We start from the raw sequence: 21,718 nt of genomic DNA, 5'->3' as shown, positions 1-21,718 counted from the left end.
GCAGCGCTGGCGCTGCCGACTGGCATCAGTTGTTGTGCAGGCCGATGATTTCACTGACCCGCTCGACCGTCGATTTGGCCGCGTCATTACGAGCACGCTCGATGCGATCCAGGTACTGTTCGTTGACATCGCCGGTGACGTACTGACCATCGAATACCGCGCAATCAAAATGTTCAATCTTGACCTTGCCGCCGCCAACGGCGTCTTTCAGGTCATCAAGATCCTGATAGATCAGCCAGTCGGCGCCGATCAGTTCAGCAACCTCGTCCGTGGTGCGACCATGGGCGATCAGTTCGTGGGCGCTGGGCATGTCGATGCCATACACATTGGGATAGCGCACCGCCGGTGCAGCCGAGCAGAAGTAAACATTCTTGGCACCGGCCTCGCGTGCCATCTGAATGATCTGCTTGCAGGTGGTGCCGCGCACGATGGAGTCATCCACCAGCAACACGTTCTTGCCGCGAAACTCCAGATCAATGGCGTTCAGTTTCTGGCGAACCGACTTCTTGCGCGCAGCCTGACCCGGCATGATGAAGGTCCGGCCGATATAGCGGTTCTTGACGAACCCCTCGCGGAACTTCACACCCAGCTGGTTGGCCAGCTCCAACGCCGAGGTTCGGCTGGTATCCGGGATCGGGATGACCACGTCAATGTCGTGATCCGGGCGCTCGCGCTGAATCTTGTCTGCCAGCTTTTCGCCCATGCGCAGCCTGGCCTTGTAGACCGACACACCGTCCATCAGCGAGTCAGGGCGAGCCAGATATACATGTTCGAAAATGCACGGCGAATATTGCGGATTCTCGGCACACTGACGGGTGAACAGTCGACCATCCTCGGTGATATACACTGCCTCGCCCGGCGCCAGATCGCGGATGAGGCTGAAGCCCAGCACGTCGAGCGCAACGCTTTCAGAGGCAATCATGTACTCGACTCCCTGGTCGGTGTGACGCTGACCAAACACGATGGGACGGATCGCATGGGGGTCACGGAATCCGACAATACCGTACCCGGTAATCATGGCCACTACCGCGTAACCACCCCGGCAGCGCTTGTGCACCTGGCTGACCGCGGCGAAGACGTCTTCCTCGGTCGGCTGCAATTTGTTGCGTACGGCCAGCTCGTGGGCAAATACGTTCAGCAGTACCTCTGAATCAGAGGTCGTATTGACGTGGCGCAGATCGGATTCATAGATCTCGCGCGACAGCTGCTCGACGTTGGTGAGGTTACCGTTGTGCGCCAGGGTGATGCCGTAGGGCGAATTGACGTAGAACGGCTGGGCCTCGGCAGAACTGGAGCTGCCAGCGGTCGGATAGCGAACGTGTCCGATACCCATCTGACCTACCAGACGCTGCATGTGACGCTGATGGAACACATCGCGTACCAGACCATTATCCTTGCGCAGGAAGAGTCGCCCCTGATCGCTGGTTACAATGCCGGCGGCGTCCTGGCCGCGATGCTGCAGGACGGTCAAGGCATCATAGAGCGCCTGATTGACGTTCGATTTGCCCACTATGCCAACAATGCCACACATGCCTGAGTACCTTCTCGATTAAGGGCGGCGCTGTCCGGGAGTGCCGGATCAGCGACCCGCCATTTGCAGAATGAGATTTTTCGACCAGTCAGCGACCAGCAGAAAATGGGGAATCACCACCGATTCGCGCCACCAGGCATCCGCTTCAACGGGGGCCAGGCTTAACAGACCGACTGCGACTACCACCAGCAGCGCACCGCGCGCTGCGCCGAAAACCATGCCAAGAAAGCGGTCGGTACCGCTGAGACCCGTTGCCTTGACCAACTGGCTGATCAGATAGTTGACCAGCCCGCCCAGCAGCAGCGTCATGACAAACAGAATGGAACACGCGGCGATGACGCGCAGGGAAGGCGTTTCAATATAGGGCACAAGCAACTCGGCGAGTGCTCCGCCAAACAGCCAGGCAACCAGGCCGGCAATAACCCAGGTCAGCAGGGAGAGGGCTTCCTTGACGAAGCCTCTGGTCAGGCTGATCAGGGCCGAGACTGCAATGATGGCGACGATAGCCCAGTCAACCCAGGTCAAAGACACGATGAAGTACCCTGTTCTACAAAGGCAGGCATTCTAGCAGAGCTGCGCGGCCCATCGAAACTGCATAATCAGCCTCGACCGCTATCGGCATCGTACGCCACAACAAAACCCTTGCTGCCGCGCTTGCGCTCCAGTTCATCGCGCAGGCGATTGGCTGCTTCACGGCTCGCCAGCGGCCCGACATATACGCGGGTGCTGGTCTTGCCTTGCACGGTTACGCTATGGGTGTAGGCGTTGTAACCCTGGGCGCGCAACTCCTTGCTCAAGCCGTCAGCATTGGAGGCACTGGAAAAACTGCCCAGCTGGATAACCCAGTCACCCGACGCGACCGGCGCAGGCGCGGGCGCAGCCGGCGTCGATACCGGCTCCGGCGCAGATGCCGGGGCTGGCGCAACGGGCTGCACTGGAGCGGATGGGACGACTGCCGGCGCAGAATCAACCGGCACGTCCGGCAGCGCGACAGGCAGCTCCGGAACCTCCGCAGGCGCGGGCAGCGGCGCGGGCGCGACGGGCTCAATTACCTGCGGAGCCAGCACCGGCGCCTCAGGCACATCAACCTCAACCTGTACCGTCTCGTCCTGCCCAGACAGCAGCATCGGCAAAAACACCACAGCCGCAATGATCAATACAACCGCACCAATGATGCGCTGTTTCAGACCCTCATCCATTCTGCGCTACTCCGGCATGTTCAGATAGCCAGAGTATGGCGTCGGCGACGCAGAAAAACGACCCGAATATCACAACTTCGGTCGCCGAGTCGGTTTGCTCCAGCGCCTTCTCAATCGCCCGGGCGATGGATGCATGGGCTGAAGCCGGCTCGCCAGCCGCGGTCAGGCCCTGGACCAGATCCTCGGCAGAGCGGCTGCGCGGGCTTGGCAAAGGGGCGGTAAACCAGTGCTCGAATATCCCTTGCAACTCTGCCGCAACTCCGTTCAGGTCCTTGTCAGACAACAGGCCAAATACGGCTACCCGCGGACGCGCCGCATCGGCACCCAGACTGGAAGCCAGAAAACGAGCCGCATGCGGGTTGTGACCGACATCCAGACGCAGATCACGCACCGCTCCCTGCCACAGAACCTGGCGCGCCTCCAGACGTCCCGTTGCGGTAGCTGACCGCAGCGCCGCACAGATCAGGGTATCAGCCAGATCGAACCCGGCAGCCCAAAACGCCTGCAATGCCACAGCCAGGTTATCGCGCGGCAGACTGACCGCAGGCAGGCGCAGCTGACGGCGGTTACCAGTCCCGTCAATGCCGTCAAGCACCCAGGATCCATCAGCAAAACTCTGAACACTAAAGTCCTGATCGCGCTGGTACAGCCGACATCCCAGCCGTTCTACTGCATCAGTAAAGGGCGACGGCAAGTCACGTTCGCCACTGACAACAGGATGCCCTGCACGCATGATGCCGGCCTTCTCAAACGCAACCGATTCCCGCGTTGATCCCAGGTACTCCTGATGATCCAGACCAATGCTGGTCACAACCGCCACGTCGGCATCAACCACATTTACCGCGTCGAGACGACCGCCCAGCCCCACTTCAAGCACGACCGCATCCAGCCGCTCGCGCTGGAACAGCCAGAACGCGGCCAAGGTGCCGAATTCAAAATAGGTCAGGGAGATATCGCCACGGGCTGCATCAATGGCAGCAAAGGCATCGCAGATCGACTGATCATCGGCCTGCGCACCATTGATACGGATGCGCTCGTTGTAGCGATGCAGGTGCGGGGAGGTATAACAACCGGTACGCAGCCCGGCCGTGCGCAACAGCGAGTCCAGGGCCGCACAGGTCGACCCCTTGCCGTTGGTACCGGTAACGGTGAAAACGCGAGGTGCCGGACGAAGCACGTTCAGTCGCTCGGCGACCTCACGTACCCGTTCCAGCCCCATATCGATTTCGCTGGGATGCAAGGCCTCCAGCACGGCCAGCCACTGGCCAAGACTGCGCTGGGACATCAGGCCTCGTCGGCAACCTCTGCAGCTGGCTCAGGTGCCGGCGCGCCGGTCAGCATGGAAAGCAGGCTGGCCAGGCGGTCGCGCATATCGCTGCGAGCGATGATCATATCCAGCGCACCGTGTGCCAGCAGGAATTCACTGCGCTGGAAGCCAGCAGGCAGCTTTTCGCGCACGGTCTGCTCGATAACACGCGGGCCGGCAAAACCGATCAGCGCGTTGGGCTCGGCTACGTTCAGATCACCCAGCATCGCCAAACTGGCAGAAACGCCGCCGTAAACCGGGTCAGTCATCACCGAAACAAAGGGGATGCCCTCTTCGCGCAGACGGGCCAGCGCCGCACTGGTCTTGGCCATCTGCATCAGGGAGAACAGGGCCTCCTGCATCCGCGCACCGCCGGAAGCAGAGAAGCACACATAGGGAACGCGATCACGCAATGCGGCTTCAGCGCCACGCACGAAGCGAGCCCCTACCACGCTGCCCATCGAGCCACCCATGAAATTGAATTCGAAGGCGCTGGCCACAATCGGCGCCCCCTTGAGCTTGCCCTGCATGACAACCAGCGCATCTTTCTCGCCGGTGTCCTTCTGCGCCGCAGCCAGGCGGTCCTTGTACTTTTTGCTGTCACGAAACTTGAGACGGTCTACCGGCTCCAGCTCGGCACCCAGCTCGGTACGCCCTTCCGGATCGAGGAAAATGTCCAGACGGCGGCGTGCGCCAATACGCAGATGGTGACTGCACTTGGGGCACACATCCAGATTCTTCTCCAGCTCGGGCCGGTACAACACTGCGTCACAGGACGGACACTTGCGCCACAGCCCCTCCGGTACGCTGCTTTTCTGTGCTTCGGAGCGCACGATGGAGGGAATCAGTTTGTCCACCAACCAGTTGCTCATCGCCTTTCCTTCTCTGAATTTGTCATGTCAGCCTGCCCTCCTGCGGAAGGAGCGGCAGCGCCTTGTTCAGCGGTCCATTGAACTGCGCATGTCAGCCACGATGGCAGCGATGGCCTCACGTGCCTTGTCCGGATTGTCCGCATTGGCGGCAATCTGATTGACCAGCACCGAGCCTACAACGACGCCATCTGCTACACCGGCAACCGCCGCTGCAGACTCGCCATCGCGAATGCCGAAGCCGACACCAATCGGCAGATCGGTAACGATGCGCAGCATGTCCAGTTTTTCTGCTACATCGGTGACGTTCAAAGCACTGGACCCGGTCACACCTTTGAGTGAAACATAATAGACATAGCCGCTTGCCTGTTCGCAAATCAGCCGCGCGCGCTCTGCCGTGGTGGTCGGTGCCAGCAGGAAAATGGTATCCAGCCCCCGCGCCTTGAACAGCGGAACGACGTCTGTCGCCTCTTCCGGCGGCAGATCGACGGTCAGCACCCCGTCAACACCCGCCTCTGCCGCGGACTTGGCAAATTGTTCGTACCCCATCTTCTCGATCGGGTTCAGATAGCCCATCAGTACCACCGGCGTTTCATTATCGCGGCTGCGGAACTGGCGAACCATCTCGAGTACCTGACTCAGACTGACGTGATGCTCGAGCGCGCGCTCCATTGCCAGCTGAATCACCGGGCCATCGGCCATCGGATCGGAGAACGGAATACCCAGCTCGATGACATCGGCACCGGCGGCTACCAGATCATGCATCAGGGGCAGTGTAACCGCCGGATTCGGATCACCAGCAGTGATATACGGAATAAGCGCCTTGCGACCAGCAGCCTGCAAAGCGGAAAAACGGGCTTCAATTCGGCTCATGAATATCTCTTTTAAATGCTGATGCCGTCGATACCGGCGACGGTGTGAATATCCTTGTCGCCTCGACCTGACAGGTTGATTACCACGATCTGATCAGGACTCATGCGCGCCGCCAGCTTCATGCCGTAGGCGACCGCATGACTGGACTCCAGCGCGGGCATGATGCCCTCCACACGGGTCAGCTCACGGAACGCATGCAGCGCCTCGTCGTCGGTCGCATCAACATAATCAACCCGACCGATATCCTTCAGCCAACTGTGCTCAGGGCCGACCCCAGGATAGTCAAGGCCCGCGGACACGGAGTGAGTCTCGATGATCTGCCCCGCCTCATCGGACATCAGATAGGTGCGGTTGCCATGCAGCACACCAGGCTTGCCCGCACTCAGTGGCGCCGCATGCTCGCCGGTCTCAATGCCAAGACCACCCGCCTCGACGCCGTACATACGTACGCTCTCATCATTGAGGAACGGATGAAACAGGCCAATGGCGTTGGAGCCGCCACCAACGCAGGCAACCAGCGCATCAGGCAGACGGCCCGCCTGTTCCAGACACTGCTGGCGCGCCTCGCGGCCAATCACGCACTGAAAATCACGGACCAGCTCAGGATACGGGTGCGGCCCGGCTACCGTACCGATGATGTAGAAGGTGTCATCGATATTGGTAACCCAGTCGCGCATGGCTTCGTTCATGGCGTCCTTCAGGGTGCGCGAACCCGAGGTCACCGGAATGACCTCTGCGCCCAGCAGCTTCATGCGATAGACGTTGAGCGCCTGCCGGCGCACGTCCTCGGCCCCCATATAGACCTGACACTTGAGGCCAAGACGCGCCGCCACGGTCGCCGTGGCAACACCATGCTGACCGGCGCCGGTTTCGGCAATGACCCGCGGCTTGCCCATAAACTTGGCCAGCAGCGCCTGGCCGATGGTGTTGTTTACCTTGTGGGCACCCGTGTGATTAAGGTCTTCACGCTTGAGATAGATCTTCGCGCCACCGACCTTGTCAGTCAGATGCTCGGCAAAATACAGCGGCGACGGGCGGCCAACATAATGGGCCAGATCGCGATCAAACTCGGCCTGAAATTCGGGATCGGCAGACAGCTTGCGATACACGCGCTCCAGCTCGTCCAGTGCATCCATCAGCGTCTCGGACACAAACCGGCCGCCATAGGGACCGAAATGCCCACGCGCATCAGGGACCGCAGAATAATCGATGGGGTTGGAGTCAGACACGCTTCACCTCTTGTACAAACGCGTTAATTTTTGCCACATCCTTGATGCCCTTGCTTGCCTCGACGCCACCACTGACGTCGACCGCCCAGGGGCGCATCTCACGGATCGCCTGATGCACATTGCCTGCTGTCAGCCCCCCGGCCAACACCAGATTCCATTCCCGCTTGAGCGGCACCAGGGTCCAGTCGAAAACCTCACCGGTCCCGCCCGGAACACCTGGCTTGTAGCTGTCGAGCAAGATTCCGCTGGCCCCAGGCCAGCGCGATGCAACGTCGGCCAACTGATCTGCACACTGCACCCGGACCGCTTTCAGAAAGGGCCGTCCGAACTGGCGGCAATAGGTATCGGACTCATCACCATGAAACTGCAGCACGTCCAGCGGCACCTGGCCCAGCACTTCACGCACATAGTCCGGCTCGGCATCGACAAACAGGCCGACCGTGGTGACAAACGGCGGCAGCGCCGCAATGATATCGGCAGCCTGAACGGCAGTGACGGCGCGCGGGCTGGGTGCATAAAACACCAAGCCGATTGCATCGGCACCTGCTTCAGCGGCAGCCAACGCATCCTCGACCCGGGTAATTCCGCAAATTTTGATACGCGCCATGTAACCTGCTCCAGGGCCTGCCCCTAAGGGTCTCGATGTTAGCAGATCACATCAGGGGCGTCAGTTCGCCACATCAGGGAGTGCAGACAGAAAGTGCGGCCCCAGATATCGCTCAGGCAGAGTAAAGGTCTCGGGGTAGGTCACATCGACCAGATACAAGCCGTAAGCCGGTGCGGTCAGACCGCCCTGCGCGCGATCGCGCACCTCAAGCACCTGCTGCGCCCACTCCACCGGCTGCTCGCCGCAACCAATCTGCATCAGGACCCCGGCAATATTGCGCACCATATGGTGCAGAAAGGCATTGGCACGGATATCCAGCACGATAAAACGGCCGAACTCCAGCAGTTCAAGGTGATGGATAGTCTTGATTGGCGACTTGGCCTGACAGCCAACCGCACGGTAGGACGTAAAGTCATGCGTACCAACCAGCGCCCGGGCGGCAACACGCATGCGCTGGATATCCAGCGGCCGGTAGTTCCAGGTCACTTCATGGGCCAGATGCGCGGGCCGAATGGGATCGTTATAGATCACATAGCGATAGCGCCGGGCAACGGCAGAAAACCGCGCGTGAAAATCCAGACCGATCGGCGTAACCCAGCTCAGCGAGATATCCGCCGGCAGGTTGGCATTGGCTCCATGAATCCAGTTTCGCGGCGAACGATGCGCGTCACTGTCAAAGTGAATCACCTGGCAGGACGCGTGAACCCCGGCATCGGTGCGGCCAGCACAGAAAACCTGTACCGGATGATTTGCCACGCGCCCCAGCGCCTTCTCCACGGCCTCCTGCACGCTGGGTACACCCGACTGCTGGCGCTGCCAGCCGCGATAGGCCGTACCCTTGTACTCGACACAAGCCGCCACTCTGGAAACAACAGCGGCCGCCTCAGGGGCGGCCGCTGTTGCGAGATCAAACTCTGTCATCAGTCAGCCAGGTGCTCCATCATGCTCTGTGCTTCCTGCTTCTGCTGGTCATTACCCTCTTCAATCACTTCGTTGAGGATATCGCGTGCACCTTCCTGGTCACCCATATCGATGTAGGCCCTCGCCAGATCCAGCTTGGTCGCACACTCGTCGGTGCCGGACAGGAAGTCGAACTCATCGTCCTCCTCGTCCGATTCAGTAGCCAGCGCCGCCTCTGCTTCAACGACAGCCGGAGCTACCTCATCCATCTCCGGCAGCTCGAAATCATCCAGTGACAACTCGGTATCAGCGGGCACCTCAATATCCTCAGGCAACGCCACATCCTCCGGCAGCTCAAACTCGATCGCGTCGTCCTCCAGCTTGATGTCAGCGTCAGCGGACAAATCCAGTGGCTCGGCAGCAACGGTTGACGCTGGCTCCTCGACCGGCTCGTCGCTCAGTGCGGCAAAGTCAGCCATCAAGTCTTCTGCCTGGAGATCGTCGGTCATGGCCAGATCGAAATCCGCCTCAAGAGATGGTGTTGACGAATCGGCTGCGGGCTCCGCTTCATCTGCGGGCAACGCCAGATCATCAACATCCAGCTCAAATTCGTCAAAATTGATGCTGTCAACCTGACTATCAGGCAGCTCTGGCTCCAAGGGCGCGGAGGCAGTCGGCTCCTCTTCCTGAGCCACAGGCTGTGCACTGCCGTCTTCCAGATCAAAGTCCAGATCAAAGCTCTCTGCTGCCGGCGCGGCAGGCTCAGGCTCGGCAACCGGCTCGTCAAATGCCAGCTCGGCGGACGGGGTAGTATCGCTGGCGTCCCCAAGATCAAACTCGCTGAAATCAAAGTCCATATCCGCGTCGACGTCAGCCTGATCGTTCTGACCTGCAGCGGACGGATCCAGATCGGCCAGATCCGTTTCGTCCCACTGCGCTGCGGCAGCAGCGGCTCCGGCAGCGGCTGCGGCCATCAGCGGGAAACGGGCATCCAGCTCAGCCACGCGAGCGGAAGACGGGTTTTGCGCAGTAACGGCAGCACGCTGCTCCAGATAGCCGGCACTATCTTCAAGCAAACCGTTCACTTCCATCAGTTTCAGGCGCAGCTCCTCACGTGCCGGGTCCGCCGCCACGGCTGCCACCAGCACATCACGCGCCTCCTGCAGCTTGCCGTAAGCCATCAGAGCATCGGCTTCAACCAGCGGGTCAGCGGCCAAATCCAGCTCATCGGCCCCGTCCATACCCTCTGCGTCGGCCAGAGCAACATTGAAATCATCGCTGTCAGTGAGCTGATCACCATCCTGCTCGGCAGCGTCGGCAATGAAGTTATCCGCCATTGCCTCCTCGCGACGGGCGTTGCGACGCGAAATTGACATCAACACCAGCAGAAGCAGCAGAACCGCAACAACGCCCCCGCCGATCATCAGCATCTGATTTTGCATCAGCCCCTTGATAACAGCCATCGGGTCGCTATCCGCAGGCTCTGCAACCGGCGCAGGTTCAGCCGGGACCACAGACTCTGGCTCGGCGACTGGCTCTGGTGCTTGTTCCGCTACAACGGGCTCCTCGACAGCGGGCTCTGACGCCTCGGTTTCGGCAGGGGCTTGCTCGTCGGCAGCTACGTCTTCAGCAGCCTGCTCCTCGGAAGTTGCCTCTGACGCGGCTTCCGGTTCTGCAACCATTACGCTGCTTTCGACGTCTGCTGCGGCGTCCGCCTCTGCTTCCGCGACGTCGGCCAGCTCGGCAGCTTCCTCGGCTGTTACCGCCGGCTCCGCACCCGCGTCAGCGACCTGCTGCTGCAATGCAGCCAGCTGGGCATCTTTCAATTCAAGCAGGCGTTGCAGGGTTTCAAGCTGCCCTTGAACGTCATTCAGGCGATCGGTCATTTCCGCCTTTTCACGCTCAGCGGCATCCAGCTGCTCCTTGGTGCGATCCAGCGCATCACGCAGCTGCGCCCCTCCGGCATCGGCATTGGAGCTGCCGGCAGCCTCTGCCGCCGTGCCTTCGGTGCCCGATACCAGGCGCAGTGAGTCCTGAGCATCTACGGCCTCGGGTGCTGCACCGGCCGACTGGCGCTCACGCGCATCGAGCTGAGGCGCCTGCGCCTGAGCAGCAGTCGGTGCCCGGCGATTGCGCCATGCACTGTTCTGCGCGGCGACCTCGGCAATCGCCTCGGAGTTGCTGCGAGCGGTCGCCTGCTGGGCGCTCGGCAAGGTCAGTGTTTGCCCCGCCTTGAGCTGATTGATATTACCGTTGATGAAGGCGTTAGGATTCAGGTCCTGAATCGCCAGCATGGTCTGGTGCACGCTTGCGCCCTGGGGGCGAGCCCGCAACGCCAGATCCCAAAGTGTGTCGGAGCGTGTGGTCGTCAGCTGGCCTGTTCGGGTACCTGAACTCGCTGCCGGTGCCGGCGCCGCGGCAGTGGGAGACGAAGCACTGGCCGGTGGAGCGGAAACGGCCGCAGCTGATGCCAGACCTGCCGCACTGGGTCGCGCCGCCGCAACCTGCGGTGCCGACGAAGACACGGGTGCAGAGATAGTGGAGCTGCTGACGACCGGCGTTGGCTGATACATGGGCGGGTCAAGCAGGATGGTGAACTCGCGCAGCACCCGCCCGGACGGCCAGCGCACTTCCATCAGGAAGTTCAGAAACGGCTCATTGACGGGGCGGCTGGAGGTAACGCGAATAACCGAGCGGCCATTGGGCTTGATGACCGGCTGAAACTTGAGATCGGTAAGAAAGAAGGTTCTGTCAATGCCGGCGCGTCCGAAGTCATCGGGCGACGCCAACATGGAGCGAATTTCATCGCCGGACAGATCACGAACCTGAGTAAGGTCAATCTCTGCATCCAGCGGCTGATTCAGCGCGGAGTTCAGATGGATATCGCCTACCCCTAATGCGTGAACCATCCCGGACGACATCACGGCACTTGCTGCGGCGACAGCGATAACCAATTTGCGAACCATAGCGGTAATCCTTTGCTCTTATCGTTTTCTCACGTCCCAACGCACCCCATGCTCGGACTGGCTTACGCCAAAGGCTCCCCACCCGGCCCGAGCAAGTTGCGAATGCAACGCCATGCCCAAACGGTCTTTGTCCTGCAAAACCTAACCTGCTTGATACAAAAACACCAGCAAGTATCGATTACAAATAGTCTTTTATCAACAATCCGGCCACTGCCAGACTGTTAAGTGCGACACCTTTTCGAAGATTATCAGACACAATCCACAAATGTGTGGTGTTCGGATCAGTGACATCCTGGCGAATCCGACCCACCCAGACCTCATCCGTGCCAGTGGCATCGGTTACCGGCGTCGGGAAGCCGCCCGGACCCTCCTTGTCCAGCACCTTGATACCCTTGACCCGACGCAGGATGTTGCCCACCTTTTTGCTGTCGAGCGGCTCGGCGGTCGTGACCTGCATCATCTGGGCGGTACCGTAGAACAGCGGCACCAGCACGCAGCTCGCCAGCACCGGGACATCTTTGAGCCCGAGCACATCAATCACGCCATTTACCAGGTCACGCTCCTCGCGGCTCGCCCCGGAAGCATCGATTTCGCTGGTGGCCGGCAACAGGTTGAACGCCACCTGCTTATCGAGGACACCGCCCTTCTCAATTGGCTGGCCATTGAGCAGTCGACCGGTCTGCATCGCCAGCCCTTCCACAGCAGCCTTGCTATGAGTAGACATTGACTGATAGGTGGAGATACTCACACGCCGCAGATCCGACATTCCGGCAAGCGCCTTCAACACCAGCGCACTCTGCACGACCTGAGCATCCGGGCAAGATACTGCACGGCGCTGCGCCGCATCGGCCAGCGCCTGAGGGTTCACCTCTGCAACAACACTGGCGCCCTGACCCGCCAGCAGACCTGTCGTATCGACCACCAGCGCACCGGCATCACGAATGGCACCGATGCACTGCAGGCCGAATTCCCGCTCGCCTGCGACGATCGCAACCGCAACCGATGAAAAATCAAAGCCGGAAAGCGCCTCAACCCGAACACTCTGGCCTTTGATCATGCGGCGCTCACCCGCCTCGTCGTCGACATCAACCAGCGCAACGGAGGAGAACGAATGCTCATGCTCGTCCAGCATGTTGACCAGCATGTCGCCAACCAGACTGCTGACACCGACAATCGCCACACCTGATGCTTTGCTCATACCCTGCCCTTCATCTATTTCACGCATTACACAAACACAAAGGGCATCCCGACGAAACGGGATGCCCTGATCGTTACCGCACACGCGCCAAACGCGCTGCGATCAACCTTCCTGCAGAATCCGCAGCATGCGGCGCAGCGGTTCTGCCGCGCCCCACAACAACTGGTCGCCCACAGTGAAGGCCGACAGATACTGCGAACCCATGTTCAGCTTGCGCAGCCGCCCTACCGGTACACTCAGGGTGCCGGTAACGGCAGTCGGCGTCAGGCCAACCAGGGTGTCTTCCTTGGTGTTGGGAATCACCTTGGACCAGGGGTTGTGCTGGGCCAGCAGTGCTTCGATATCTGCCAGCGGCACATCCTTGTTCAGCTTGATAGTCAGCGCCTGGCTGTGGCAGCGCATGGCACCGATGCGCACACAGATACCATCAACCGGGATCGGACGGCCGCTGCGACCGATGATCTTGTTGGTTTCGGCCTGCGCCTTCCACTCTTCACGGCTTTGACCGTTTGGCAGTTGCTTGTCGATCCACGGAATCAGGCTGCCAGCCAGCGGCACACCAAAGTTGTCCACCGGGAAGGCGTCACTGCGCAGGGTCGAGGCAACAGTACGATCTATTTCCAGAATCGCACTGGCAGGATCAGCCAGCTGATCGGCAACGGACGCGTTGATTGCGCCCATCTGACTGATCAGCTCGCGCATGTTCTGGGCACCGGCACCGCTGGCCGCCTGATAGGTCATGGCGCTCATCCACTCGACCAGCCCCTGCTCAAACAGGCCACCGAGACCCATCAGCATCAGGCTGACAGTGCAGTTGCCACCAACGAATGTCTTGATACCATCACGCAGCGCCTGATCAATGTTACGACGGTTGACCGGATCCAGCACGATAACGGCATCGTCTTCCATTCGCAGTGTAGAGGCCGCATCGATCCAGTAGCCTTTCCAACCCTCGGCGCGCAGCTTGGGATACACCTCACTGGTGTAATCGCCACCCTGACAGGTAATGATGACGTCCATCGGCTTGAGAGCTTCAAGGTCAAAAGCGTCCTTGAGCGCAGGAATGTCCTTGCCAATATCCGGACCTTTGCCACCCACGTTGGATGTGGTGAAAAACACCGGATCAATATCAGCAAAATCATTCTCGTCGCGCATGCGTTGCATCAGCACAGAGCCGACCATGCCACGCCAACCAACCAAACCAACTTGCTTCATAACAACAACCCCCGTGGGGTAACAGATTCAAAGACACATACGCCCGGCCGAAGCCGGGCGTAAATGGATAGTCGAACAGATTACAGGTTTTTCAGTGCTGCTACTACGGCATCACCCATTTCCACTGTACCGACCTTGCGGCACCCTTCAGACAGGATGTCGCCAGTACGCAGCCCCTGATCCAGCACCTGGCTGACCGCCTGCTCGATGGCATCAGCCGCCGCTACCTGGGCAAAACTGTAACGCAGCATCATGGATACCGACAGGATGGTTGCCAGCGGGTTGGCGATACCCTGGCCGGCGATATCCGGCGCACTGCCGTGACACGGCTCATACATGCCCTTGTTGTTCACATCCAGCGACGCCGAAGGCAGCATGCCGATTGAACCGGTCAGCATGGAGGCCTGATCGGAGAGAATATCGCCGAACATGTTGTCGGTCACCATCACGTCAAACTGCTTCGGTGCACGGACCAGCTGCATGGCCGCGTTGTCGACGTACATATGCGACAGCTCGACTTCCGGATAATCCTTGGCCACCTCCTCGACCACTTCGCGCCACAGCTGGCTGGACGCCAGCACGTTGGCCTTGTCGACCGAGCAAAGCTTCTTGTTGCGGACCATTGCCATGTCGAAACCGACCTTGGCAATGCGGCGCACTTCGCTCTCGCTGTAGGGCAGCGTATCAAAAGCCATGCGCTCGCCGTTTTCCAGCGTGGTGCGCTCGCGCGGCTTGCCGAAGTAGATGCCACCGGTCAGCTCGCGCACGATCAGGATATCCAGGCCGGAGACAACTTCCGGTTTGAGCGTCGAGGCTTGCGCCAGCTGCGGATACAGAATCGCCGGGCGCAGGTTGCCAAACAGACCCAGCTCGGAGCGAATTTTCAGCAGGCCACGCTCAGGGCGCAGCGCAGGATCGATGGTGTCCCACTTCGGACCACCAACTGCACCCAGCAATATCGCGTCAGCGGCACGGGCGCGCTCCAGGGTTTCGTCAGCCAGCGGCACGCCGTAACGGTCGTATGCAGCACCACCCAGGTCGTCGAAACTCAGCTCGAAGCCGAGATTGAACTTGCTGTTGGCCACTTCCAGCACCTTGACCGCTTCGGCCATGATCTCCGGACCAATACCATCGCCCGGCAGGATCAGAATCTGTTTGCTCATGTGTTTCCTCGTAATCATTCATGGTGCACCGCGCCAGCCGCAGTGCACCCATTGTTCAGGTGCAGCCCGTGTCAGGCGTCGCGAAACAGCCAGGGTTGACGCTGCCTGTGGCCGGCTTCGAAGGCGCTGATCGCATCGGCATCACGCAGTGTCAGGCCAATATCATCCAGACCGTTGAGCAGGCAATGCTTGCGGAAGGCGTCGATCTCGAACGCATATTGCTTGCCGTCCGGACGGGTTACGGTCTGCGCCTGCAGGTCGACCGTCAGCTGATAACCTTCGGTGGCCTCACATTGCTCGAACAGCTCGTCCAGCGCCTCGTCCGAAAGGATGATCGGCAGAAGGCCGTTCTTGAAGCTGTTGTTGTAGAAGATATCGGCAAAGCTCGGTGCAATCACCGTGCGGAAGCCGTACTCATCCAGCGCCCAAGGCGCATGCTCGCGGGACGAACCACAGCCGAAGTTTTCGCGCGCCAGCAGCACACTGGCACCCTTGTAACGCGGGAAGTTCAGCACGAAATCTTCGTTGATCGGCCGCTTGGAGTTGTCCTGATTCGGCTGACCGACATCCAGGTAACGCCACTCGTCAAACAGGTTCGGACCAAAACCGGTGCGCTTGATCGACTTCAGAAACTGCTTCGGAATGATCTGGTCGGTATCGACGTTGGCACGATCAAGCGGGCAGACCAGGCCGGTATGTTGGGTAAAAGCTCTCATCGGGGCACTCCTCAGGCCTGCATCAATTCGCGAACATCAATGAAACGACCGGTCACCGCTGCGGCAGCGGCCATTGCCGGACTCACCAGGTGGGTGCGCCCGCCGTTGCCCTGACGACCTTCAAAGTTGCGGTTGGACGTGGATGCGCAATGCTCGCCACTTTCCAGGCGGTCCGGGTTCATCGCCAGACACATGGAGCAACCGGGCTCACGCCATTCAAAACCGGCTTCGATAAAGATCTTGTCCAGCCCTTCCTTCTCGGCCTGCGCCTTGACCAGACCGGAGCCCGGAACCACCAGCGCCTGCTTGACGCTGGATGCCACCTTGCGACCCTTGGCCACAGCCGCCGCCGCGCGCAGGTCTTCAATCCGCGAGTTGGTGCAGGACCCGATAAACACGCGATCCAGCTTGATCTCGGTGATCGGCTGGTTTGCGGTCAGGCCCATGTACTTGAGCGCGCGCACGATGGAGTCGCGCTTGACCGGATCGCTCTCAACGGCCGGGTCCGGCACGTTCTGATCAACGGCCAACACCATCTCCGGAGAGGTGCCCCAGCTGACCTGCGGCTTGATGTCTTCGGCGCGCAGCTCAACGATGGTGTCAAAGTGCGCATCAGCGTCGGACACCAGATCCTTCCAGGCCTCGACCGCGCGGTCCCATTCGGCACCCTGCGGCGCAAACGGACGGCCCTTGACGTATTCGATGGTCTTTTCATCAACCGCGACCATGCCAACACGGGCACCGGCTTCGATGGCCATGTTGCACAGGGTCATGCGGCCCTCGACCGACAGATCACGAATCGCACTGCCGGCGAACTCCAGCGCATGACCGTTACCACCCGCGGTGCCGATCTTGCCGATCACCGCCAGCACGATGTCCTTGGCGGTCACGCCAAAGGGCAATTGCCCCTCAACGCGTACCTGCATGTTCTTCATCTTCTTGGCGACCAGACACTGGGTGGCCAGCACATGCTCAACCTCAGAGGTGCCGATGCCGTGCGCCAGCGCACCAAATGCGCCGTGGGTGGAGGTATGCGAGTCGCCGCAGACAACGGTCATGCCCGGCAGAGTTGCGCCCTGCTCCGGGCCGACAACGTGAACGATGCCCTGACGCACGTCATTCATCTTGAATTCGAGGATGCCGAAGTCGTCACAGTTCTCATCCAGGGTTTTGACCTGAATGCGCGACACTTCATCCGCGATGGCTTCCAGACCGCCCTGGCGCTCTGCCTTGGTAGTCGGCACGTTGTGATCCGGGGTCGCGATATTGGCGTCGATGCGCCACGGTTCGCGGCCAGCCAGTCGCAGCCCTTCAAACGCCTGTGGCGAGGTCACTTCGTGGAGAATGTGACGATCGATATAGATCAACGCGGAACCATCATCCCGTTGTTTGACGAGATGGTTGTCCCACAGCTTATCGTAAAGCGTTTTCGCAGACATGGGTTACTCCTGGGCATCAGACTGTGGCCACCGTCCCCTGCAACTGCAGGCCCTGCGGCGGCTCTTTCACTGGGCACAGAATAAATTTTACCCAGAGATAAAACAAAGGAATATTATTTATAAAACAGATAACCAACTGGAATGCAAGATGGACACCGCCAACCTGCAAGCCTTTCTTGCCGTCGCCGAAACCGGTTCGTTTTCCCGTGCCGCCGAGCAGCTGCATCTGACCCAGCCCGCAGTCAGCAAGCGCATTGCCATGCTGGAGCAGCAACTCGATGCGCGCCTGTTTGATCGCATCGGCCGCCACGTATCGTTGACCGAAGCTGGCATGGCACTCAAGCCGCGTGCCGAACAGGTACTCAGCCTGCTCAATGATACGCGCCGGGCATTGAGCAATCTATCCAGCGAAGTTTCCGGCCGCCTGAGCATTGCCACCAGCCACCATATCGGCCTGCATCGCCTGCCCCCGGTGCTGCGCGAATTCACCCGCCGCCATCCGCAGGTGTCCTTCGACATCCAGTTTCTCGACTCCGAAGTTGCCTACGACAAGGTGCTCCACGGCGAAATCGAACTTGCTGTGATCACCCTTGCCCCCGAAGTCGAGGCGCCGGTGATGAGCGAGCTGATCTGGCACGACCCGCTCGACTTTGTCATCGCCCCGGAGCACCCGCTGGCCCGCCAGCCAACGCTCGATCTGGCACAGCTGGCCGACTATCCGGCTGTTTTCCCCGGCACCAATACCTTTACGCACAAGGTGGTCAGCGACCTGTTCGAGCGTCATCACGTACAACCACAGATCAGCATGAGCACCAACTATATGGAGACTATCAAAATGATGGTCTCCATCGGCCTGGCCTGGAGTGTTCTCCCACGCAGCATGCTGGACAGCCAGGTCAGCGTCCTGTCATTACCGGGCGTTCACCTGCAGCGTGAGCTCGGCTGCATCTGGCACAGCGGTCGCACCCAGTCCAATGCCGCCCGGGCGCTGATTGAACTGCTCCGAGACGCCCGTCAGCATCCAGACTGATTCCGACTTTCGGTTACTTGTCCAACCGCATGCGCACGGCTATCTTCAAGGAAGGAAGGAATCAGCCAAACAGCCCGGCAATTTGCGGGGCTGAAGCGGCGCCGGGGCAAGACGGCCCCACTGAATGGATCAGAAACCAATGCCAGGCAATACAGGCACTTACTCACCAGATGCCGTAGACGGGTCAGAGACGCCCTTTAATCTGCTGTTTCACGGCATGCCCTGCCCTGCCCTGATGATCGAACCAGATTCTCAGCGGATCATCGACCTCAACAGGGCATTCACCCAACACTTTCAATGGCAGCCGGACCACGTTCTTAACCAGCCCGTCGCCCGCTTTCCGCTTTGGGGTCGCCCGGCGCACTGGCGCGCCCTGATCAGCGCGCTTGAACAAGAGGGCTGCCTGCGCGACCGACCCATAAACCTGCTGGGTCGTGACGGCAACTTGCAGCAGTGCCGCCTGAGCATGGACAGGATCGACAGCAACGGCCGGCAACGCATAGTGCTCAGCCTGCTTCCGGTCATATCGCCACTGCCCTCCTGCACTGACGAATTCACCAGCAGCAACGTCCCGCAATTGATGCTGGACCTGGACAGCCGCCGCATCCTGCAGGTCAATCCGAGCTTCGAACGGCTCAGCGGGCTTGGCAATGAAGACTGTCAGGGCCGGACCGTCGCGGAGCTTGGCTTGCTGCCGCGCTCGGTCAGTGACCGCCTGCACGCCAGACTGGTCAATGGCGGGGTACTGGAGGGCGAGGAGTTCAGAGTCCGGTTACCTGGCGGCCAGAGCAGCGACGTTTCACTGCATGCCGAAACGGTCCTGCACCAGAACAGGCGCAGACTGATAGTGACGGTGCACGGTACCGGCCAGCTGAAAAACCGGGATCGCGCCCTGAGAGATAGCCAGGAACGCCTGCGACTGGCACTGGATGCCGCGCAGATGGGCATCTGGGACTGGAAACCGGGCAGTGACACCCTGCATTGCTCCGCCCGTGCCGCTGAACTGAACGGCCTTGCGCCCGACGAGTGGCAGGGATCGGCACGCGCCTTTCTGAGACGGATCGTCAGCGAAGACAAACGGGCCATTCGTCGCGCGCTGGTTACCATCTGTCGCGGCCATCAACCCCACTACCTCGTAACCTACAGGGTGCCGCACGGCAAGAGCGTACGCTGGCTGCAGGCCACAGCCACCCTGCACCTGGATTCTGCCGGGCAGCCTGCCCGCATCATCGGCACGGTTATGGACATTACTGATCAGCGCAAAAGCCAGAACGCTCTGGCCGAGAGCGAAGCCAAGTTTTCCATGCTGTTCCAGAGTGCGCCTGACGCCTATTGCCTGATCCATTGCGAAAGCCAGCGGATTATCGAGGTCAACCAGAGTTTTTCCCGAACCTTCGGTTATCCATTACCCGACCTGATCGGGCGCACGCCCAAGCAAGCCGGCCTGTGGAGCAACCATGAGGCAGACGCAGCACTCAACGAGGCCGCAACGGGCGCGCAAGAGCTACTCGAAAGACACTTCACCTTCGCCACACGCAGCGGCCATCTGCTGCTTTGCGAGACATCAACCACCCGCCTGCGCATCAACCGTCAGACCTGCGTGCTGTTCAGTTTCCGCGACATTACCGCACGCACCCAGGCGGAAGCCGCCCTGCGCGCCTCCGAGGACAAGTTCGCCAGGGCCTTCAGAGGCAGCCCAGATGCCATCACCATCAGCGAGAAACTGACCGGACGTTATCTGGAGGTAAACGACGGGTTTTGCCGCCTGACCGGCTATCGCGAGCAGGACGCCATCGGACACAGTGCAGACGAACTCAACCTTTGGGTGGAGCCAGGCCAGCTCGAGGAGCTGATTTACCAGATGGACCAGCAAGGCGGGGTCTACCATCGAGAGCTGGGCATGCGCAATCGCGCGGGAAGCGAATTGACCGTAGCCGTATCTGCCCAGCCGCTGAACGTAGAGGGACTGCAGTGCGTTCTGCTTACGGCGCGAGACGTCACCGAACACAAACGCATTGAAGCCAAGGTCAAACATCTGGCTTACCACGATGCACTGACCAACCTGCCAAACCGGTTGCTGCTAAGTGATCGACTGGGTCAGCTCAATGCGCTCTATCAACGCCACGCTCTGCGTGGCGCACTGCTGTTTTTCGACCTGGATCACTTCAAGCATATCAACGACTCGCTCGGGCACTCCTGTGGTGATGCCGTACTGCAGGAGGTCACCCGCCGCCTGCTCGGCCGCGCCCGTGCTGAAGACACCGTGGCCCGGCTGGGCGGAGACGAATTTGTTGTACTGCTCAGCGGCCTGCACTCCAGCGGTACAGCCTTGCGCCAGGAGGTGGCCAATACTGCGCAGGCGTTGCTTGATACCATTTCCGAGCCAATGCAGATTGAAGGTCACGCCCTGCGACTCAGCGCCAGTATCGGTATTGCCCTGATCCCGGAACATGGCGACAGCGCCGAAGACCTGCTCAAGCGCGCAGATATCGCGCTCTACCGGGTCAAAGAGGACGGTCGCGACGGCATTGCCTTCTTCGAACAGGCCATGCAGGTCGCTGCCAGCGAACGCCTGGCCATCGAGTCGGAGCTGCGCAAGGCCTTCAGTGACAACCAGCTGAGGCTGCATTACCAGCCGCAGGTAGTCTACGGCAGCCAGACGATTCTCGGTGCCGAGGCCCTGCTGCGCTGGCAGCATCCTGAACGCGGCCTGATTGGTCCATCAGCGTTTATCGACGTCTTGGAGCAAAGCAGCCTGATCTTTGATGCCGGCCGCTGGATTCTTGCCCGGGCCTGCGAGTGCATCGCCGGGCTGCTGACAGATCAGCTGGTCAACCCGGACACATTCTGCCTCAGCGTAAACATCAGCCCCAGGCAATTCCGCCATCCCAACTTCGTGGGCGACGTGTTGGGTGCTATTCGCCAGCATGCCATCCCGACACGCTGCCTGAGCCTGGAAATCACCGAAGGTATCGTCATTGAAAACATCAACGACACCATCGACAAGATGAACGAACTGCGCCAGCACGGCGTGCATTTCTCCATTGATGACTTCGGCACCGGCTACTCCTCGCTCAGTTACCTCAAGCGACTGCCAGTCGACCTGCTGAAGATCGATCAGTCGTTCGTGCGCGACTGCACCGGCAATGCCAACGATGCCGAGATTATTCGCGCCATCATCGCCATTGCCTCCAGCCTGCATATGGATCTGATCGCCGAAGGCGTGGAAACCCGCGACCAGTTGAACTTCCTCCACGCCCAGGGCTGCGACCAGTTCCAGGGCTACCTGTTCAGCCCGCCGGTGGACGAGCACCGCTTTCGCGAGCTGCTGGCAAGCGGCGGCTTTGCACAACAGCACTGAAGCGCCAAGCCGGTCACAAAGCTGACGTTTCGAGGCGAGCTACGGGAACCGGATCAGGCCGACAGCAGTCCATATGCGCATACACCGCAAGATCGCGGACACAGTCATAGACATAA

17 protein-coding genes are annotated in these 21,718 nt (G+C 60.3%); 2 read left to right on the top strand and 15 right to left on the bottom strand.

Annotated features, from left to right (window positions below; all coding sequences use genetic code 11):
* Positions 1 to 25 precede the first annotated feature (25 nt).
* The 15 genes from purF to leuC all read right to left on the bottom strand — a co-directional run bounded on the left by purF (position 26) and on the right by leuC (position 17,211).
* Entirely contained in the window at positions 26 to 1,531 is a 1,506-nt protein-coding gene (gene purF / locus ACZ5WQ_RS03835) for an amidophosphoribosyltransferase (protein WP_269687568.1), read from the bottom strand.
* Positions 1,532 to 1,579: 48 nt separating this feature from the next.
* Positions 1,580 to 2,062, bottom strand: a complete 483-nt coding sequence (locus tag ACZ5WQ_RS03830) for a CvpA family protein (protein ID WP_088275171.1) — start codon at positions 2,060 to 2,062, stop codon at positions 1,580 to 1,582.
* A gap of 68 nt (positions 2,063 to 2,130) precedes the next feature.
* Positions 2,131 to 2,730 (bottom strand): SPOR domain-containing protein, encoded by a 600-nt coding sequence (locus ACZ5WQ_RS03825; RefSeq protein ID WP_285676640.1) that lies wholly within the window; start codon positions 2,728 to 2,730, stop codon positions 2,131 to 2,133.
* On the bottom strand, positions 2,723 to 4,015 hold the full coding sequence (gene folC, locus ACZ5WQ_RS03820) for a bifunctional tetrahydrofolate synthase/dihydrofolate synthase (protein ID WP_464383168.1): 1,293 nt from the start codon (positions 4,013 to 4,015) through the stop codon (positions 2,723 to 2,725). The genes ACZ5WQ_RS03825 and folC overlap by 8 nt, the downstream gene beginning before the upstream one ends.
* Entirely contained in the window at positions 4,015 to 4,908 is an 894-nt protein-coding gene (accD, locus tag ACZ5WQ_RS03815) for an acetyl-CoA carboxylase, carboxyltransferase subunit beta (protein WP_464383167.1), read from the bottom strand. The genes folC and accD overlap by 1 nt, the downstream gene beginning before the upstream one ends.
* A gap of 66 nt (positions 4,909 to 4,974) precedes the next feature.
* Positions 4,975 to 5,778 (bottom strand): tryptophan synthase subunit alpha, encoded by an 804-nt coding sequence (gene trpA, locus ACZ5WQ_RS03810; protein ID WP_464383166.1) that lies wholly within the window; start codon positions 5,776 to 5,778, stop codon positions 4,975 to 4,977.
* Positions 5,779 to 5,789: 11 nt separating this feature from the next.
* Positions 5,790 to 7,007, bottom strand: a complete 1,218-nt coding sequence (gene trpB, locus ACZ5WQ_RS03805) for a tryptophan synthase subunit beta (protein ID WP_088275181.1) — start codon at positions 7,005 to 7,007, stop codon at positions 5,790 to 5,792.
* A complete protein-coding gene (locus tag ACZ5WQ_RS03800) occupies positions 7,000 to 7,614 on the bottom strand; it encodes a phosphoribosylanthranilate isomerase (RefSeq protein ID WP_088275183.1) in 615 nt (204 codons plus the stop codon). The genes trpB and ACZ5WQ_RS03800 overlap by 8 nt, the downstream gene beginning before the upstream one ends.
* A gap of 60 nt (positions 7,615 to 7,674) precedes the next feature.
* Positions 7,675 to 8,535 (bottom strand): tRNA pseudouridine(38-40) synthase TruA, encoded by an 861-nt coding sequence (truA, locus tag ACZ5WQ_RS03795; protein ID WP_464383165.1) that lies wholly within the window; start codon positions 8,533 to 8,535, stop codon positions 7,675 to 7,677.
* Positions 8,535 to 11,480 (bottom strand): motility hub landmark protein FimV, encoded by a 2,946-nt coding sequence (locus tag ACZ5WQ_RS03790; protein ID WP_464383164.1) that lies wholly within the window; start codon positions 11,478 to 11,480, stop codon positions 8,535 to 8,537. The genes truA and ACZ5WQ_RS03790 overlap by 1 nt, the downstream gene beginning before the upstream one ends.
* Before the next feature lie 178 nt (positions 11,481 to 11,658).
* Complete coding sequence (locus ACZ5WQ_RS03785) at positions 11,659 to 12,678, bottom strand: aspartate-semialdehyde dehydrogenase (protein WP_160003155.1); 1,020 nt, start codon at positions 12,676 to 12,678, stop codon at positions 11,659 to 11,661.
* 102 nt (positions 12,679 to 12,780) lie between these two features.
* Positions 12,781 to 13,893, bottom strand: coding sequence for an aspartate-semialdehyde dehydrogenase (asd, locus tag ACZ5WQ_RS03780; protein ID WP_088275190.1), 1,113 nt, complete (start codon positions 13,891 to 13,893; stop codon positions 12,781 to 12,783).
* Positions 13,894 to 13,973: 80 nt separating this feature from the next.
* Positions 13,974 to 15,056 carry a 3-isopropylmalate dehydrogenase gene (gene leuB, locus ACZ5WQ_RS03775; protein WP_088275192.1) on the bottom strand — a complete coding sequence of 361 codons (1,083 nt, stop codon included), beginning with the start codon at positions 15,054 to 15,056 and terminating at the stop codon, positions 13,974 to 13,976.
* A 71-nt stretch (positions 15,057 to 15,127) separates the two neighbouring features.
* A complete protein-coding gene (leuD, locus tag ACZ5WQ_RS03770) occupies positions 15,128 to 15,772 on the bottom strand; it encodes a 3-isopropylmalate dehydratase small subunit (protein WP_285676645.1) in 645 nt (214 codons plus the stop codon).
* 11 nt (positions 15,773 to 15,783) lie between these two features.
* Positions 15,784 to 17,211 (bottom strand): 3-isopropylmalate dehydratase large subunit, encoded by a 1,428-nt coding sequence (leuC, locus tag ACZ5WQ_RS03765; protein WP_464383163.1) that lies wholly within the window; start codon positions 17,209 to 17,211, stop codon positions 15,784 to 15,786.
* Positions 17,212 to 17,359: 148 nt separating this feature from the next.
* Here leuC and ACZ5WQ_RS03760 point away from each other — a divergent pair, with 148 nt between their 5' ends.
* Positions 17,360 to 18,241 carry a LysR family transcriptional regulator gene (locus ACZ5WQ_RS03760; RefSeq protein ID WP_088275198.1) on the top strand — a complete coding sequence of 294 codons (882 nt, stop codon included), beginning with the start codon at positions 17,360 to 17,362 and terminating at the stop codon, positions 18,239 to 18,241.
* A 139-nt stretch (positions 18,242 to 18,380) separates the two neighbouring features.
* Positions 18,381 to 21,602 carry a sensor domain-containing protein gene (locus ACZ5WQ_RS03755; RefSeq protein WP_464383162.1) on the top strand — a complete coding sequence of 1,074 codons (3,222 nt, stop codon included), beginning with the start codon at positions 18,381 to 18,383 and terminating at the stop codon, positions 21,600 to 21,602.
* Positions 21,603 to 21,718: the final 116 nt, after the last annotated feature.

It is taken from the genome of Halopseudomonas sp. T1L2, assembly GCF_055397385.1.
The sequence above is the reverse complement of the archived record's forward strand: the minus strand, read 5'-3'. Positions and strand labels throughout refer to the sequence as shown.

What these genes read in the sequence shown, in the direction of transcription:
- purF (WP_269687568.1), bottom strand. Translation starts at nt 1,531, where the DNA reads ATGTGTGGCATTGTTGGCATAGTGGGCAAATCGAACGTCAATCAGGCG.
- ACZ5WQ_RS03825 (WP_285676640.1), bottom strand. Translation starts at nt 2,730, where the DNA reads ATGGATGAGGGTCTGAAACAGCGCATCATTGGTGCGGTTGTATTGATC.
- folC (WP_464383168.1), bottom strand. Translation starts at nt 4,015, where the DNA reads ATGTCCCAGCGCAGTCTTGGCCAGTGGCTGGCCGTGCTGGAGGCCTTG.
- accD (WP_464383167.1), bottom strand. Translation starts at nt 4,908, where the DNA reads ATGAGCAACTGGTTGGTGGACAAACTGATTCCCTCCATCGTGCGCTCC.
- trpA (WP_464383166.1), bottom strand. Translation starts at nt 5,778, where the DNA reads ATGAGCCGAATTGAAGCCCGTTTTTCCGCTTTGCAGGCTGCTGGTCGC.
- ACZ5WQ_RS03800 (WP_088275183.1), bottom strand. Translation starts at nt 7,614, where the DNA reads ATGGCGCGTATCAAAATTTGCGGAATTACCCGGGTCGAGGATGCGTTG.
- truA (WP_464383165.1), bottom strand. Translation starts at nt 8,535, where the DNA reads ATGACAGAGTTTGATCTCGCAACAGCGGCCGCCCCTGAGGCGGCCGCT.
- ACZ5WQ_RS03790 (WP_464383164.1), bottom strand. Translation starts at nt 11,480, where the DNA reads ATGGTTCGCAAATTGGTTATCGCTGTCGCCGCAGCAAGTGCCGTGATG.
- ACZ5WQ_RS03785 (WP_160003155.1), bottom strand. Translation starts at nt 12,678, where the DNA reads ATGAGCAAAGCATCAGGTGTGGCGATTGTCGGTGTCAGCAGTCTGGTT.
- asd (WP_088275190.1), bottom strand. Translation starts at nt 13,893, where the DNA reads ATGAAGCAAGTTGGTTTGGTTGGTTGGCGTGGCATGGTCGGCTCTGTG.
- leuB (WP_088275192.1), bottom strand. Translation starts at nt 15,056, where the DNA reads ATGAGCAAACAGATTCTGATCCTGCCGGGCGATGGTATTGGTCCGGAG.
- leuD (WP_285676645.1), bottom strand. Translation starts at nt 15,772, where the DNA reads ATGAGAGCTTTTACCCAACATACCGGCCTGGTCTGCCCGCTTGATCGT.
- leuC (WP_464383163.1), bottom strand. Translation starts at nt 17,211, where the DNA reads ATGTCTGCGAAAACGCTTTACGATAAGCTGTGGGACAACCATCTCGTC.
- ACZ5WQ_RS03760 (WP_088275198.1), top strand. Translation starts at nt 17,360, where the DNA reads ATGGACACCGCCAACCTGCAAGCCTTTCTTGCCGTCGCCGAAACCGGT.
- ACZ5WQ_RS03755 (WP_464383162.1), top strand. Translation starts at nt 18,381, where the DNA reads ATGCCAGGCAATACAGGCACTTACTCACCAGATGCCGTAGACGGGTCA.